The organism is Deinococcus misasensis DSM 22328 (genome assembly GCF_000745915.1).
Lineage (GTDB): Bacteria > Deinococcota > Deinococci > Deinococcales > Deinococcaceae > Deinococcus_C > Deinococcus_C misasensis.
On the sequence record NZ_JQKG01000028.1, the window covers coordinates 12,358 to 27,908 of the forward strand.

The following is a 15,551-nucleotide window of genomic DNA, read 5'->3' on the forward strand; positions in this document are numbered from 1 at the left end:
AAACAAACCCATTTTTCATCCCTCTACAGCCACCCGGAAACTTTCTCTGGCACGCACCGTCATGGCCTCAACCCCGGACCAATCAGGCTGGGTGTCACGGATGACCACGTTCAGCACGTCTGCAGGGTTGAAATCTCTGGGAAAGGTGGGCATCAGGGCATCTGCACAGAAACCTTCCACTTTGGGGTCGTAATGGATGCCGGTGAACTTGACCCGAGCCGCTGCTGCCAGAATCACCGCATGCAGGCGCACCCCGATCACATGGCCTGCCGCCGAGATGTGGTCCAGAGCCAGTTGTGGATCGCTGGTGGAGAGCACCTCCACGTTCTGTCCGGCTTGTTGCAAAGCGCGAGCGGCCACATCGTCCACATGAGGGTGGAAGGAAATGACCTGCACTTTGAATCCCCGTGCGGTCAGGTCTCGCACCACGGGTTTCAGGCGGTCGGTGATGTCGGTTTCGTCTCCACGGGGGGCAATCACCACGCGGTTGGGGTCTCTGGGCAGGGTTTTGGAAGGTTGGAGCAGCAAGGCAGGATCTCCGCCCAGATGGGATTTCAGCCCGAGGCTGTCCAGCAGACCTTTGCTTTTCTGGTCCCGCACAATGTTGACGGTGCGCTGCAAAGGACCCTGAATGCGCTTTTTGCCTTCTTCGGTCAGGGGGCCAATGCTCTGGTTGAACACCGCCACCCGCTTTCCAAACAGCTTGGCGGTCTGAATCACCGTGAGGTAGTAGGTCAGGTTTCTGCTGCTGGTTTTGTCTTGCAGGAGGCCTCCTCCGCCAGAGAGCAACACATCGCACTTGAGCAAGGCAGGCAGCAAACCCTGCGGTTTCATGCGAGGGAAGGCTTTTGCGCCTGTGAACGCTTCGGTTTGCTCTGGGTTGTTGCTGAGGACCATCGGTTCGTGGCCCATGGCTTTCAGTTCTCGGGTGATGGCCAGCAAGATGGCTTCATCTCCGGTGTTGTCAAAGCCGTAATAACCGCTCAGGAGGACCTTCATGCTTGCACCTGACCTTTGTCACGGTTTTCACGGTACTGCCCGAACCATTTGATGATGAAGCGCACCACGGGAATCATGATCAGACCCGTCACCAGACCGAAAGCCACACCATTGACTGCACGCAGCAAGCTGATCAGCAAGGGGGTGTGGAAGTGCTCGAAGGTGTTCACCAGACTGGCCTGCCCGATCACACCGACCAGCATCAACGCAATGGTGATGTACTGGGGGAAAAAGCCCGTCAGGCCCAGCAAAGCGGCAGGGTGGGCGATCATCTCTTTGAACCTCGGGCGGATCATGGAATCCTGCACCAGTTGGCGGATCTCGATTTCTGCGTTGGAGGCCCCCACACCTGTATCGTTGCCTCTGCGCAGGAACACCAGAGCCAGCACCACCAGACCGATCCCGGCCACCGCAAGGTCTCCGAGCTGGATTTTGGTGTTGTACAGGTCCTTGAGGGTTTTGCGGATGTCCTGATTGGGCATCAGGCTGCCCAGGTACAGGGCAACAGGCATCAGGAGGGTCAAGGAAACACCAGCGAAAGGTTCAATGCCCAGCATCCCGAGCCGACTGGTCCCAATTCCGGTCAGGAAGAACACCCCCATGAAGCTGATCGAGGTGGCCCGCAACCAATCCCAGGGGGTTTTGCGCTGCAACAAGAAACCCAGAGCTGGAAACACCATCGCAGCCAGCAAGGCCATCGCTCCCCATGAAGGTCCAGCGGTGACCACCGCAAGCCCGAGGGCACCCACTGCAGCCAGCACACCCAACCAGCGCAAAGGGTAACTGAGGGCCACCAGCACCAGTGCAGCCACAGGGCCAATGCAACTCAGGATGCGCAGCAAGGTGTTGGGCTGGTAATCCTCTGGGGTGGGGGCACCCAGTTCAAACCCGGCACGGTCCAGACCGGCCATGATCTTTTTGAGCATCTTCTCGGTGTCAGAGATGCGGTTGAAAGGCCGGATGTACAGCACCTGCATGTTGCGTTCACGGGCAGCCAGCACCACCTTGGAGGCAAAATCCTCAGGGGTCAGGGTGACCTGGTACTCCCGGCTCAGGCTGAACACCCGCACCGCAGGCAATTCACGTGCCAACTCTGGAACCCCTTTTTGCTCGGTGAACTCGATCAGGGAAACCGCAGCACCCGACTGTTTGATGCTCTGGCCATACTCTTGCAGGCTGGCCGGGTCATCGTACCCATAGATGTTCAGGCCGTTGAAAATCAGCACCGGAACTTTGGGAAGGTACTGACCGGGGTTTTTGACTGCAGGGTGGTTCCATGGGCGATAACTGATGATCCAACCCTCAGCCTTGCGCTTTTCCAGCTCGGGCAGGTTGGGACCAGCAGGAAACGCTGCAAGGTCCATGGGGAAGCCAATCCATTTCTGACCGTTGAAGGTGACCTCCTCGGACTTGAGCACATAACGTTGTGCGAGGTCTTCGGCAGAACCCGGTTGGAGGCTGCGGTAATACACCCAGTTGGGTTTGACCGGAGCGTTGGGATACAGGGACAGGATGGAATACCCACCTTGCACCATCAATTCGCCCCGTTCAATGCGGTCTTTGACCAGATCCTCGTAGATGGCCAGTCCGTTCACCCCGAGGGCACGGTAATCTTGCAGCAGTTCATCTTCGGTTTTGCCCGTGGCAATGGCCTGATCGCGCAGGGTGGGCATGTCGAGGGTCAGGGCCGTGACCTGCTGGGCCCTTTCAAATTGAATGCGGTTCCAGCCCAGCATCAGGGCCGGAATCAAACTTAAACACAGCAGCGCATAAAGCAGCGTTCTGAGCATTTTCACAGGGAATCACCAACAACCTTCCTCTTGCATCACTTGCAGAGCATAAACCGTATTCCAGAGTACCTGATGAAACCCCACTCTGGAAAAGAAAGTCTCTGGACAGCACAAAAAAGAAGCCTGAAATTCAGGCTTCCTGAAAAACAAGCTTCAGTGCTGCGAGAGGCTCTGGATCCGCGCAGAAAGCATCTCCAGAGCAGGTTCGTTGTGCCCACCGTGGGGGATGATCACATCGGCATAGCGCTTGGTGGGCTCTATGAACTGGAGGTGCATCGGGCGCACGTAATCGAGGTACTGGTCGATGACGCTCTGTACGGTGCGGCCCCGTTCTGCGGTGTCGCGCGACAGACGGCGGATGAAACGAACATCTGCATCGGCATCCACAAAGATTTTCAGGCGCATCAGGTCACGGATTTTTTCTTCGTACAGAGAAAAAATACCGTCCAGAACAATCACAGGACTGGGCCTCAGATGGGTGGTGCTGTCTGCACGGGTGTGGTTCACAAAATCATAGACAGGCATCTCTATCCCAACCCCGTTCATCAGGGCATCGAGGTGTTTGAACAGCAAGTCCCAGTCAAAAGCCGCAGGGTGGTCATAGTTGGTCTGGAGGCGCTCTTCAAAGGCCATGTGGGATTGATCGCGGTAATAGTTGTCCTGCACCACCACCGCGACACGGTCTGCACCGACGGTGTTCACAATCCGTTCGGTGACGGTGGTTTTTCCACAGCCGGTTCCTCCGGCGATGCCAATCAAAAAAGGTTTTTGCACGTTCTACACTCCTGACAGCTTCATCCCAGGTGAAGCGTCTCACAGGTGGAATTCTTCAGGCTTTGCCACCTCAGCCTAACACGTTCCCTTTTGGAACAGACCAGTGTACGGCAAAACCACCTTCGAAAAGTTAAACCCTGCATCAGCGACCCTGCACACGGATTTTTCAGGGGTTTCGGTTTAAAGTAAAGACACTCTGGACACACCGACTCCATCTGCCCGGCCCCACCAGAGCTTCGTGAATGGCAGCTTTTCCGACCCCAGCAATTTTCTGACCGCTGAGCACACGTCCACGTGTGCAGGAGGATGGTTTTCATGAAAGCAAGACTCACCGTGTTGTGGTTGCTGTGTGGGGTCGGTCTCGCCATCAGCCCAGCAGAAGACCTGTATGTGCAGTCCACCCAGACGTTGCAGGAAAACTATTTCGGGTACAGTTCCAGAGACCTGCCTGCTCTGGTGCAGCAGTACGGGCAGCAGTTGCAAGACACCTGCAAACCGCAGGCCGACAATTGCCCCGTGGAGGTGGGCCGTTCCACCCTCGAAGCCCTGCTGAATGAACTTGCCGATCCACACACCTATTACCTGTATCCCGAAGAAAGCGATTCACGGGACCGGGCTCAGAATGGAGAAGACTCTCCCACACCCAGAATTGGTGTCACTTCTGCACCCTTGCCGGGAGGGTTGGGAAGGGTGGTCTTGTTTGTCAGGGACGATGGTCCAGCTTACACAGCAGGCATCAAACCGGGTGATTTGCTGGTGGAAGTGGACGGAAAACCCCTCGGGAATGATCCTTCAGGTGGCAGCAATTTGATTGCCGAATATGCACAAAAAACCACCCCTTTTGAGATGAAAGTGCGCAGAGGGAAAGAACTTTTGACCTTCACCTTGCAGGGGGAGGTGCTCATGCAGGCCCCTCTGCCCACCCTCACCACAGGTGGAGGCCTTCCCGAGGGGGTGGGCCTGATTCAGATTCCTGATTTCGAAGCTTACCGTCAGGTGGGGCGCAAAGTGCATGCTCTGGTGCGGCAAGCCCGGCAGCAGAAACTCTATGCGTTGATTCTGGACCTCCGCAACAATGGAGGCGGACTGGTCATCGAGTGGATCAGTGCTGCCGCCGCCTTCTCACCCAATCCGGGGGTGCTGAACGTGCGCAAAGACCAGACTTCCAGATTGGAATACCGTCAGGGCACCTTGCAGATGCGCGTCAACGATGAGTTTGCTGGCAACGTCTACACCATTCGCATGCCTGAACTCTGGACCGGGAAAATGGTGGTGCTGGTCAATGGAGAAACCGCCTCCAGTGGCGAATACTTTGCCTATTACCTGCAAAAAATGGGCATCAAAGTGATTGGTGAACCCACTTACGGCCTGCTCAACACTGCTGCCGATTCCTACGAGTTGCCCGATCAAGGTTTGCTGGTGGTCACCACCATCAAATCTGCACTTCCAGACGGCACCCTCTACCCCGAGCGGCTCACACCAGATATTCTGGTGAACGATGACCTGTCCTCCCGAGCAGGAACGCTGGTGGACCCTCTGGTCAGACGTGCCCTGGAGGAACTTGAATACCAACCATGACATTTAAGACTGCCCTGATGGTGTTGCTTCTGGCCTTGCCTTTGAGCGCCTGCACAGCCAGAAGCAACACACCCCTGGAATGGTTCAATGAAGCCACCGGGTTGCTTGAAAAGCATTATTACGGGTTTCAGTTGGATCACCTGAAACCTTTGATTCAAAAAAACCGCCATGCATTGTCCCTCAGGTGTCAAACAGAATGCAGCTGGCAAGATGCCGAAAGCCAGCTCAAAAACCTGCTGGGTGGTCTGGGCGATCCCCATACGGTGTATCGAACAGCAGAACAAAGCCAGAGCGATCAGGGAGGCAACACAGCACCCCCAACATTGGGCATCCGCATGTCTTACCTTCCTGCACAAAAAGCCCATGTCCTTCTGGTGGTTCAACCGGATGGACCTGCCGGCAAAGCAGGCTTGAAGCGTGGGGATGCCTTTGTTGCCGTCAATGGCATGGCCTGCACACCAGAAAATGAAAACCTGTTGCGTGAAACCATCCGCAGTGGCAAACCCTTCAAAGCGACCCTCCACGCAGCACAAAGCCCTCCCAAAGAAGTCCAGTTGCAGGGAAAGGTCCAGAACCTGATGTTCATGCCCCAGCTGTACACTGCAGGGCTGCCCAGAGGTGTTGGGCTTTTGCACATTCCCGATTTTGATGTCTGGGAAAAAACCAGCGCCCGCATCCACCAGTTGATCAAAAGTGCACAGGACCAGAACCTCAACACCCTGATTGTGGATTTGCGTGACAATCCGGGCGGGTACGTTTGGGAAATGCTTTCCAGCTCTTCAGCTTTCATGAAACAGGTGGAATCCATTGACAGCTTTCCGGGCAAAAAAGTACACCTGATCGGCTGGGAAGGCAAAGTGCGTCAGGTGGGCAAACTCTACTTGCCTTTTTTTTACAAAGCCCCAACAGCCCAGCTTTGGACGGGCCAGATCATCGCTCTGGTGAATCAAAAGACCGCTTCTGCCGCAGAATCTTTTGCCTACAATTTGCAGTTGCAAAAACGCGGTCTGGTGATCGGTGAACCCACCAAGGGCCTGTTGAACACCACCACCGAACAGTACGACCTGTCCAATGGAGGCACCCTGGTGGTCACCATCACCCGAACCCTCACCGTGCAAGACACCCCTTACCCAGAGAGGGTGACCCCAGATGTGTACGTTCAAGACGATCCCAACGCTCTGGCCTTTCAGGGAAGGGATGTGATGCTGGAGAAAGCCCTTCAAGTGGCTGCTCAGCAGGTCAGGTAGACACGTTGCTGAGGCCCTCAAGCTGAACATGTTACACTCAGTCACGGTGCGTGGTCACCGTGCTTTTTTTTGCATCTTTTTGCATCCGGCCTGACCACGCTTGAACAGCTGCAACCCAGAGCTACACTTCCGGCCCTGCGCCGAACCGAAGGAGAACACACATGCCAGGAATCGCAATCATTGGAGCCCAGTGGGGAGACGAAGGAAAAGGAAAAGTCATTGACTTCCTTTCACCTGATGCGCACTTTGTGGCCCGTTATCAGGGTGGGGCCAATGCCGGTCACACCGTCAATGCCAAAGGCAAAACCTACAAACTGAACCTGCTCCCCAGTGGCGTGCTGCGCGATGGCGTGGTCAGCATCCTCGGGGATGGCATGGTCATTGACCCCTGGAAGTTCCTGCAAGAGCGTGAAACCCTGCTGGAAGGTGGCCTGAACCCCACCCTGTACATCAGCCAGAACGCCCACCTCGTGTTGCCCCACCACAAGAGCGTGGATGGCCGCAAAGACTTCGTGGGCACCACCGGACGCGGCATCGGCCCCGCCTATGCAGACCGTGCCCGCCGTGTGGGTGTGCGCATGGGCGACCTGAAAGACGACAGCGTGCTGCTGGAGCGTCTGGCCCACCTGATCGAAGCCAAACCCAACTCCACCAAGGAAGTGGGCTGGACCTCTCCTGAAGGTGCCCTCAAAGACCTGCAAGAAATCCGTGAAAAACTGCTGCCTTTCGTGGCAGACACCGGAGCCATGCTGCGTCAGGCCGTCAAAGACAACCGCAACATCCTGTTTGAAGGCGCACAGGCCACCTTGCTGGACCTGAACTACGGCACCTACCCCTTCGTGACCAGCTCCCACCCCACCGTGGGCGGGATCATCGTGGGCACCGGGGTCAGCCACAAAGCCATCAACAAGGTGTACGGCGTGGCCAAAGCCTTCCAGACCCGCGTGGGCCACGGTCCTTTCGCCACCGAAGTGTTCGGCGAAATGGAACACCGCCTGCGTGGCGACGGCTCCAAACCCTGGGACGAGTTCGGCACCACCACCGGACGTCCCCGCCGTGTGGGCTGGCTGGACCTTGAACTGCTGAAATACGCCGTGGACCTCAACGGCTTCGATGGCCTCGCCATCAACAAAGTCGATGTGCTCTCGGGTCTGGAAACCCTCAAAGTGTGCGTGGGATACGGCTCTGAAGGCCAGCCCATCTACAAAGAAATGAAAGGTTGGGGCGACACCGAAGGGGCCACCAGCCGCGAAACCCTGCCCAAAGAAGCCCAGGCTTACCTTGACCTGATCGAGGAGCACACCGGATGCCCTGTGGTGCTGTTCGCCACAGGCCCCGAGCGTGAAAAAACCTTCGGCGAAGTGCACTGGTAACCCCCTGCTCCCCCCTGCCATCGTTGACGCTCTGGCGGTCCCCCTGAGATCAGGGGGACTTTGATTTTTACCCCCTTTCAAGGGGGCAAGCTTAGAGCAATGCGGGAAGCGAGGGGGATGGTGATGCGCGGGGGGATCTTTTCGTAGTCCAGAACGCAACTTCAAAGTACGCTTTGCCTGCTACTTTACAATTGAGTTTCTGATGAGAACCTATACTTGACGACAGCTGAGTGTCAGCTTCCCGTCAAGCTTTGCACCGACATTTTCCCTTGAATTTCTCGGGGTCGAGGCGCGCAAAACACACTCCTCAAGGAGACATACATGGCAAATCACAACCCCACCCTCTTGCAGGGTACCTCCCGTCTTCCCAACAAACAGGAACGCCACCGCCTTTTCGGTTCTGTGGATCCCATTCCCGGCAACAAACCCACCGAAAAAGAGAAAATGGTGGACCTGCAAAACACCCCCAAAGACTTTCTGTTTTCTCTGGACCAGGTCGGGATTTCCAACGTCAAGCATCCGGTGATGGTGCGCTCCACCCTGAATCCCACCTTGCAAACCACCGTTGCGAACTTTGCCCTGACCACCTCTCTGGTGCAGAACTCCAAGGGCATCAACATGAGCCGCCTGACCGAGCAACTGGATCTGTACCACCAGCAAGGCTGGGAACTCAGTTTGCCCAACCTGTGCCAGTTTGCAGAGGAACTCGCAGGTCGCATGAAGCAAGCTGCTGCCACCATCGAAGTGACTTTCCCATGGTTCTACGAGCGTCCTGCTCCAGTCTCTGGCCTGACCGGACTGATGCACGCCGAGGCCATGATGCGGGTGCACTTTGATGAGGTGACCGGATTCACCGCCACCGTGGGCCTGAAAGCCACCGTCACCACCCTGTGCCCCTGCTCCAAAGAAATCAGCGAGTACAGCGCCCACAACCAGAGGGGCGTGGTCACCGCCGAAATCGAGCTTTCCGACGCCCAGACCGATTGGGACTGGAAAAAAGCCTTGCTGGAAGCCGAGGAGACCAATGCCAGTGCTTGCATGCACCCGATTCTCAAACGTCCCGACGAGAAGAAAGTCACAGAAAGCGCCTACGAGAATCCCCGTTTCGTGGAAGACATGGTGCGTCTGGTGGCCGCCGACCTCTACGAGATGCCTGAAGTGACTGCCTTCTTTGTGGAGTGCCGCAACGAGGAATCCATCCACCTGCACGACGCCATCGCCAGAGTGCGTTACCGCAAGTAAGCCCTTCACATGCCCAACCTCCCCTGAATCAGGGGAGGTTTTTTTGAGGGGTTCTCCCCTGTTTTGTGCACAGTCAGACGGGTATGCTGAACACATGCCTTTTCGTCCTGCTGTTCCCCGAGGATTTCACACGTGATGCGACCATCGGGTTTGACGGTCACCCACATGAACCTGCTTTTGGCGCTCAGGAATGTGGTTTTTTATTCTGCCTTTGCCTGCTTTGCCCTCTATTTGCCCCTGTACGCCCAGAGTCTGGGTGTTCCCACGGCCATCATTGGTCTGGGCAGTCTGGCCACCGCGCTGGGCAGCTTTGTGTTCAGCACTTTTTTTCTGTCCAAACTGGTGGACCGTCTGGGAGACCGTGGATTGTACCGCTGGATGTGGCTGTGCAGCACTCTGGTTCTGCTGTTGCTGTTCTTGCTGGGAAAAACCTCTCCATTGCTTTATCCGGTCATCACTGCAGGTCTGGGTGCTGCCCTGATGACATTCATGCCCCTGAATGACATTGCTGCCACCACCACCCTGAATGGCATCAAACCCACTTACGGTCTGGTGCGGGTCGCCGGGTCCATCAGCTTCATGCTGACCACCCTGATTCTGGGACCTCTGGTGGACCGTGCCGGGTACGGTGTGGTGCCCATCTGGATGCTGACAGCAACTGGAGTGGCCCAGCTCATTGCCTCAGCAGTGACGTTTACAAAGGTGACCAGAGACCCACATCAAACCGTCCAGAAGGTTCCTGGTGCCCGCAGATCCGACCTGCTCATGCTGCTTCCAGTGCTGGCCACCATCATTCTGATTTCGGCGTCCCATGCCCCTTACAGCAATTTTGGATCGGTGTTGCTGGAGAAGCTCGGGATGTCAGGCAGCGAACTGTCCCGGGTGTTTGCTGTGGCCGTGGTGGCAGAGTCGGTGACGTTTCTGCTCGCAGACCGCCTGAAGTTCTCCTTTTTTTCGGTGGCAGTGGTGGCAGGCATGCTGGCCCTTGTGCGCTGGTGGCTGTGGTACAACCATCCCGGCTATCTGGTTCTGATCCTCTCCCAGACGTTTCATGCGGTCACTTTTGCAGCGATGCAACTGGCCTTCATCCAGTATTCCCAGACCCTCAGCAACCAGACGCGGCAACTCTTGATCAGCGTGTATGGCGGAGTGGGGATGCAACTCTTTCCGGGCTTCACCGCTTTCCTGATGGGCTTTTTCATTGACCGTTACAACACCGGGGTTTTCCTGCTCTCGATGGTGCTGGCTGGGCTCTCTTTGACTCTGGCCCTGTTGCAAGTCCGCAAAACCCGCTCAGCACAGGTGGTCCACTGAGTTTTTCCCGGATTGGATCTGCCCTGCTGCATCCTTTCCGACTTAACATGCAGCATGAGCCAGAGTTCACTTCACATCCGCACCGTCAGAGAAGAAGACCACAACCAATGGCTGCCCCTCTGGGAAGGCTACCAGAGCTTCTATCAGGCCAACATCCCACCAGAAACCACCACCCTCACGTGGCAAAGGTTTCTGGACCCCCAAGAGCCCATGTTTGCAGCGCTGGCTTTTGAAGGGGAACAGGCCATCGGCATGGTGCATTTCATTTACCACCGCTCCTGCTGGACCTCTGGGGATTACTGTTACCTGCAGGACCTCTTTGTGTCACAAGACAAACGGGGAGACGGGGTGGGGCGAAAATTGATTGAATTTGTGTACCAGAGGGCCCAGCAAGCTGGCTGCTCCAGGGTGCACTGGCTCACCCACGAAACCAATCAGGACGCCATGAAGCTGTATGACCGGATTGCCAGCCGCTCTGGATTTGTGCAGTATCGCAAGCTGCTTTAACGTCTGCTTTGAAGTCTACACTGCATTTGACACAGATTTCTAAGCCTGCTGAAGTGTAACGTGACCGTATGCAAGGCAAAACCGTGGTCATCACCGGAGCCACCGGAGGCATTGGCAAAGTCACAGCGCAAACCCTCTCCCAGATGGGTGCGAAAGTGCTGCTTCTGGCCCGAGATGCTGCCAGAGGCAAAGAAACCCTCAAAACCCTCTCCAGAGACTGTGAGCTGTACATCGGAGACCTTGCCAGTCAGGACGACCTGCACCGCATGGCGCAGGAAATCAAAAGCAAGCACAGCACCATCGATGTGCTGGTCAACAACGCTGGAGCCATTTTCGGAGAGCGTCTGGAAAGCCCGGACGGCATCGAAATGACCATTGCCCTCAACCACCTGAGTTATTTTGTGCTCAGCAACCTGCTGCTGGACCCCCTGCTGAATGCCCCTCAGGGTCGCATTGTGAACGTCAGCAGTGCAGCGCACCAGATGGGTTACATCGACTTCACCGACTTCCAGTACCGTGAACGCAGGTACAACGGTGGACGGGCCTACAACGACAGCAAGCTGATGAACGTGCTGTTCACTTACGAACTGGCCCGCAGGCTGAAAGGCACCCCGGTCACGGTCAACTGCCTGCATCCCGGCGTGGTCAAAACCAGTTTCGGCAAAGAAGCAGGTGGATGGATCAGCAAGATGTTCAAACTGTTCCGCCCGATCATGATCACCCCAGAGCAAGGTGCCAAGACCAGCATCCATCTTGCCACCAGTCCCGAGTTGTCTGAAGTCACCGGCAAGTACTTCACCAACTGTGCAGCCACCAAATCCAGCGTCCGCAGCTACGATGAAGGTCTGGCTGCACGCCTCTGGTACACCTCCAAAGAACTCACCGGACTGGATTGAGGGACCAAAACAACCAAAACCAGACCCCCGACTTCAAAGGTCGGGGGTTTTTTGTTGAGGAAACACAGACCGATCAGGCTCTGGGAAAGTCATGGTCAATGATGTGTTTGGCGTCCAGAAGCTGCGTTTCAGGCACAAAAATACCTTCGTGATCGGGCACGGTGCACCGGGCAAGCACAATGCCTTTGTTCAAAAGTTCTGCCCTCTGGGCTTCTGACAGTTGGTTGGCCAGAAAGCACAGTTCACCCAAATCGAAATCCAGGGTTCTGAGTTGTGACAATGGTTGGGGCATGCGGGTCTCCGTACTGTCACAATACGGAACCTCGGGGTGAATCAGGGTTGCAAAAAAGGGGAATGATGGTTGTTAAAAAAACAAAGAAATCCAAAGGGTGTCACAACATCAGTAAAAAATCTGATTTTTGAGATTGAGATCTCAGCAGGTTCCAGAGCAGGGTCCAGTGGTGGGAGGACCAGCAAATGCCGTGGTAGAGCTGACAGCCACACTTCCAACAACCAAAACCAGAATGGTTCCCAGTACCTTCATCGCTCTTTTCATGTCTCCAAGTTAAAGCCTTGAACAACAAAACAGACCAAGATCTTGTGACACTTTAATGAAGAAGTTTGCGAAACGGCTCCACAATGGGTTCATAGATAACCAAGGGAGACCCTATGGCCTGCAAGGCTTCGAAATGCCGATATGCTTGCTTGCGATTGTTGTCAGGGATCTTCCCTCCAGACAACAATTCTCTGACATGTCTCACCATGAAAAATCTGGGATATCGAGCAACCGTTTCACTGCCACGATAGACCCCTTCTGGCTTCACAATAACATAATCATGGGGAGCAGGATATACACCCAGCTTTTCGGAAAGCAAATACAATGGCACTGGTGTAAAATTTTTCATCCAAATCATCAGCCAATCCTTCTGTCCTTTCTCCAAAAATTGCATCTGATGAAGCAGAAGATTGAATGCATTTTTTACTTCATCTTGACCAGATTCCATATCTGGCAGGTTGGCATGTATTTGAATCAGACTGGAAAAATAAATCATGCTCATCAATGGAATACCTGTGGTCGGCCATTTGAAAGCAGATTTTAAAATATGAACAGAATCGCGATTTTGCTGCATACTTACGGCAAGAGAGAGCATGGATCGACTCAAAAATCCCATGATCTCACCAACGTCTTCGCCCACATCTGTTCTTATTTTATCGATCAATTCATCACGAAACAATCTGTTTTCTCCAACATGCATAAGTGGCAATCTGAGATTAAATTCCTTGGTCAAGACTTGCAACTTGTTCATGATAGGAATCATATATGGCACAGCCGCATAGTCTGGATAATCGATATTCTCATCTAAGTCTTCAGCATTTTTACTTAGTTCAATAGCAGATTGCATCCATCTAGGAGCGTATCTAGGGACTTCTCCAGTTAACCAAGAGATCCAGCTGATGTATTCCATCGACTGGTTGTACAAATTCATGGTTGGCTTAACAGATTTCAATACTTCTTCAAAAGTCCTCAGGCTCTCTTTGAACTTACCCTCATAAAATCTCATCCAAGCAATATTATATTTTATGATTCGCTCAGAGTGAGTGTCTTTCATGATTTTAGCGATCTGCATTGCCTCAAAATACATTTTATTAGCCAACTGGATTTTCCCCAATACGTGAGCAGCAACAGCCATATTCATATGGTCATGATATTTTGCCTCAAGATTTAATGTGCTGTTGCCCAAAGAAGCCAGTGGTTTATAGTTTTCTACAAATTTACGCAATGTCTCTTCATCAACATTTCTGACCAAAAAAGAAAAGTAAAAGGCCCGAGCCAGAGGGCATCTTTTGTGTTGGTACACGAGGTCTTTGGCCTCTTGTCTTCTGCCCATACGAAAACAAATGCGGGCGATGCGCACGTCTCTGACACTGCTCTCTGGCAATTCTTCCAGAGCTTCAAGCAGTTCAGGGAGCCGTCGTTCCTCTTCCATCCGCAGGTAGAACTGGTTCCATTCCACCGGGAACCGGATCAGGCGATCAAGTTTGGGACCTCTGGGCATGCGCATAGGTTCTTTCACTGTACAGCATGGACCCTGACATGAATCCTGCTTGAGCCCTCTCCTGAATCAGGAAAATCCCTTATTCATCTTCATGGATAAACCCTCATGGTTTTGCACAAAACCCACACAAACTCAGACCCACTTCAGATTCGTGCTAGACATTAAAATTGTCCACAGGGTTATGCACAGCTGTGGACAACTTTTTGCATCGTGTGCAGTGAAGACTTTTCAGGTCAAAGGTGACAGTTGTGCAAGACCAAGGCTGCTACAGTGAAGCATGACAACTCTAGAAGTGTTCGGATGCACCATCAAGGTGAACGCATACGACCAGAGAGACAAACTGGCGGTTCTGGCAGATTCCAATGTGGCCCAGATGCTTCTGGACGCACATGACATCGAAGAACCTGTGGCTGTCGATGGCCACAAATGTCTGGTCACCTACATCGATGATCTGGACCTGAGGGGTGTGTACACCGACAAAGATGTGCACTTTCTGGAAGTGATTTTCTCGCCGCTTCATTGATTCTTGGTACCCCTGCACCACTGAAAAAAAGATTCCCCACCATTTGGTGGGGTTTTTCATGCTTTGCAAATCAATAAATAAAATCAAATCAGATTGGGTTGCTTCATGATGCTGGATCCGGAGATCTTGGTGCTCTGCTTTTTGAATTTGTAGTCCAACAAAGATTGATTGAGGTGGTTGAAAAATCGATCCGTGAGCAAAACAAGTGCAAAAATCAAGGTTCCCAGAATTAAACCTGCTGCGAGTGAAATCAGAAAGAGCATCTTGACCTCCGGAATAAAGCTTTCATGTCTCAAGCTTAAACACATGGACTGAAACTTCTCTGAAGGTCACTGAACACATTCTGAGCTGTTCTGAGCCCCATCTGAATTTTGAACCCATCCACCTTCATTTTCCATTCAGGCATAAAAAAACCCGCTCTGGGCGGGTTTTCACAAGAGGAAAAAGGCTCAGCCTTCGAGGTTCATGCCCATGATGTTGTAACCAGCATCCACATAGGTGGTCTCTCCGGTGATGCCACTGGCCAGATCGGAGAGCAGGAACAACCCGAGTTTGCCCACTTCTTCAGCGGTGGCGTTGCGTTTCATGGCAGCCATTTCAGCGGCTTTGGAGAGCATTCCGCTGAAACCGGGGATGCTCTTGGCAGCCACGGTGCGCATGGGGCCAGCAGAGATGGCGTTCACACGCACATTTTTGGCCCCGAGTTCGTAGGCGAGGTAACGGGTGGAGGCTTCCAGAGCGGCTTTGGCCACACCCATCACGTTGTATTTGGGCACCACTTTCTGGCTGGCGTAGTAAGTCAGGGTCACGATGCTGGCCCCATCGTTGAGGAGGGGTTCAGCGTGGCGGGACACCGACACCAGACTGTAAGCACTGACGGACAGTGCGGTGTTCCAGTCTTCCTGGGTGGTTTCCACAAAACGGCCTTCCATGCTGGCGCGAGGGGCATAAGCCACTGCATGCACGATGTAGTCCAGAGAGCCGTATTCCTCTTTGATGCGGGCAAAGAGGCGTTCGAGGTCGGCTTCCTGGGTCACGTCGCATTGCTCTGTGAGGGTCCCTTCATACGGGGAAACCAGTTTTTCCAGCGAGGCTTGCAGGCGCTCGCCTTGATAGCTGAACATGCATTTTGCACCGGCCTGCAGCAGTTTTTCGCCGATGGCCCAACCCAGAGAGTAGCTGTTGGTGACACCCATCACCAGTGCGGTTTTACCGGAGAGATCAATTCCAATCATGTTAGGTAGGTTATCA

The 15,551-nt window shown here is 54.0% G+C and carries 14 protein-coding genes; 8 read left to right on the forward strand and 6 right to left on the reverse strand.

Going from position 1 to position 15,551, the window contains the following annotated elements; genetic code table 11:
- Positions 1 to 15: 15 nt before the first annotated feature.
- From csaB to udk, 3 genes are all read right to left on the reverse strand, one after another.
- Positions 16 to 999 carry a polysaccharide pyruvyl transferase CsaB gene (gene csaB / locus Q371_RS15860; protein ID WP_034342021.1) on the reverse strand — a complete coding sequence of 328 codons (984 nt, stop codon included), beginning with the start codon at positions 997 to 999 and terminating at the stop codon, positions 16 to 18.
- Complete coding sequence (locus tag Q371_RS15865) at positions 996 to 2,789, reverse strand: DUF5693 family protein (protein WP_034342022.1); 1,794 nt, start codon at positions 2,787 to 2,789, stop codon at positions 996 to 998. Before Q371_RS15865 ends, csaB begins: the two co-directional genes overlap by 4 nt.
- Positions 2,790 to 2,942: 153 nt before the next feature.
- On the reverse strand, positions 2,943 to 3,563 hold the full coding sequence (gene udk / locus Q371_RS15870; protein ID WP_034342023.1) for a uridine kinase: 621 nt from the start codon (positions 3,561 to 3,563) through the stop codon (positions 2,943 to 2,945).
- 315 nt (positions 3,564 to 3,878) lie between these two features.
- Here udk and Q371_RS15875 point away from each other — a divergent pair, with 315 nt between their 5' ends.
- From Q371_RS15875 to Q371_RS15905, 7 genes are all read left to right on the forward strand, one after another.
- Entirely contained in the window at positions 3,879 to 5,141 is a 1,263-nt protein-coding gene (locus Q371_RS15875) for a S41 family peptidase (protein ID WP_169743871.1), read from the forward strand.
- On the forward strand, positions 5,138 to 6,388 hold the full coding sequence (locus Q371_RS15880) for a S41 family peptidase (protein ID WP_034342025.1): 1,251 nt from the start codon (positions 5,138 to 5,140) through the stop codon (positions 6,386 to 6,388). Before Q371_RS15875 ends, Q371_RS15880 begins: the two co-directional genes overlap by 4 nt.
- A 161-nt stretch (positions 6,389 to 6,549) precedes the next feature.
- Entirely contained in the window at positions 6,550 to 7,761 is a 1,212-nt protein-coding gene (locus tag Q371_RS15885) for an adenylosuccinate synthase (protein WP_034342026.1), read from the forward strand.
- Between the two features lie 321 nt (positions 7,762 to 8,082).
- Positions 8,083 to 9,003 carry a GTP cyclohydrolase FolE2 gene (gene folE2, locus Q371_RS15890; protein WP_051964579.1) on the forward strand — a complete coding sequence of 307 codons (921 nt, stop codon included), beginning with the start codon at positions 8,083 to 8,085 and terminating at the stop codon, positions 9,001 to 9,003.
- 135 nt (positions 9,004 to 9,138) lie between these two features.
- Positions 9,139 to 10,317 (forward strand): MFS transporter, encoded by a 1,179-nt coding sequence (locus tag Q371_RS15895; protein WP_084571472.1) that lies wholly within the window; start codon positions 9,139 to 9,141, stop codon positions 10,315 to 10,317.
- 54 nt (positions 10,318 to 10,371) lie between these two features.
- Positions 10,372 to 10,824, forward strand: coding sequence for a GNAT family N-acetyltransferase (locus Q371_RS15900; RefSeq protein WP_034342028.1), 453 nt, complete (start codon positions 10,372 to 10,374; stop codon positions 10,822 to 10,824).
- 68 nt (positions 10,825 to 10,892) lie between these two features.
- On the forward strand, positions 10,893 to 11,720 hold the full coding sequence (locus Q371_RS15905) for an SDR family oxidoreductase (protein ID WP_034342029.1): 828 nt from the start codon (positions 10,893 to 10,895) through the stop codon (positions 11,718 to 11,720).
- 73 nt (positions 11,721 to 11,793) lie between these two features.
- On the opposite strand, the gene Q371_RS15910 is transcribed toward Q371_RS15905, so the two are convergent.
- Both Q371_RS15910 and Q371_RS15915 read right to left on the reverse strand, forming a co-directional pair.
- Positions 11,794 to 12,012 carry a hypothetical protein gene (locus tag Q371_RS15910; protein ID WP_034342030.1) on the reverse strand — a complete coding sequence of 73 codons (219 nt, stop codon included), beginning with the start codon at positions 12,010 to 12,012 and terminating at the stop codon, positions 11,794 to 11,796.
- A gap of 316 nt (positions 12,013 to 12,328) precedes the next feature.
- On the reverse strand, positions 12,329 to 13,777 hold the full coding sequence (locus tag Q371_RS15915) for a hypothetical protein (protein ID WP_157442750.1): 1,449 nt from the start codon (positions 13,775 to 13,777) through the stop codon (positions 12,329 to 12,331).
- Positions 13,778 to 14,054: 277 nt separating this feature from the next.
- Between Q371_RS15915 and Q371_RS15920 the strand changes: the two genes are divergently transcribed.
- On the forward strand, positions 14,055 to 14,300 hold the full coding sequence (locus Q371_RS15920; protein ID WP_157442751.1) for a hypothetical protein: 246 nt from the start codon (positions 14,055 to 14,057) through the stop codon (positions 14,298 to 14,300).
- 449 nt (positions 14,301 to 14,749) lie between these two features.
- Here the strand turns inward: Q371_RS15920 and Q371_RS15930 are convergent, their stop codons facing one another.
- Entirely contained in the window at positions 14,750 to 15,535 is a 786-nt protein-coding gene (locus Q371_RS15930; RefSeq protein WP_034342034.1) for an enoyl-ACP reductase FabI, read from the reverse strand.
- Between the last annotated feature and the right edge of the window lie 16 nt (positions 15,536 to 15,551).

Excerpts from the sequence above, each read along its gene's own strand:
- csaB (WP_034342021.1), bottom strand. The coding sequence starts at position 999 with ATGAAGGTCCTCCTGAGCGGTTATTACGGCTTTGACAACACCGGAGAT.
- Q371_RS15865 (WP_034342022.1), bottom strand. The coding sequence starts at position 2,789 with ATGCTCAGAACGCTGCTTTATGCGCTGCTGTGTTTAAGTTTGATTCCG.
- Q371_RS15875 (WP_169743871.1), top strand. The coding sequence starts at position 3,879 with ATGAAAGCAAGACTCACCGTGTTGTGGTTGCTGTGTGGGGTCGGTCTC.
- Q371_RS15880 (WP_034342025.1), top strand. The coding sequence starts at position 5,138 with ATGACATTTAAGACTGCCCTGATGGTGTTGCTTCTGGCCTTGCCTTTG.
- Q371_RS15885 (WP_034342026.1), top strand. The coding sequence starts at position 6,550 with ATGCCAGGAATCGCAATCATTGGAGCCCAGTGGGGAGACGAAGGAAAA.
- folE2 (WP_051964579.1), top strand. The coding sequence starts at position 8,083 with ATGGCAAATCACAACCCCACCCTCTTGCAGGGTACCTCCCGTCTTCCC.
- Q371_RS15895 (WP_084571472.1), top strand. The coding sequence starts at position 9,139 with ATGCGACCATCGGGTTTGACGGTCACCCACATGAACCTGCTTTTGGCG.
- Q371_RS15900 (WP_034342028.1), top strand. The coding sequence starts at position 10,372 with ATGAGCCAGAGTTCACTTCACATCCGCACCGTCAGAGAAGAAGACCAC.
- Q371_RS15905 (WP_034342029.1), top strand. The coding sequence starts at position 10,893 with ATGCAAGGCAAAACCGTGGTCATCACCGGAGCCACCGGAGGCATTGGC.
- Q371_RS15910 (WP_034342030.1), bottom strand. The coding sequence starts at position 12,012 with ATGCCCCAACCATTGTCACAACTCAGAACCCTGGATTTCGATTTGGGT.
- Q371_RS15915 (WP_157442750.1), bottom strand. The coding sequence starts at position 13,777 with ATGCCCAGAGGTCCCAAACTTGATCGCCTGATCCGGTTCCCGGTGGAA.
- Q371_RS15920 (WP_157442751.1), top strand. The coding sequence starts at position 14,055 with ATGACAACTCTAGAAGTGTTCGGATGCACCATCAAGGTGAACGCATAC.
- Q371_RS15930 (WP_034342034.1), bottom strand. The coding sequence starts at position 15,535 with ATGATTGGAATTGATCTCTCCGGTAAAACCGCACTGGTGATGGGTGTC.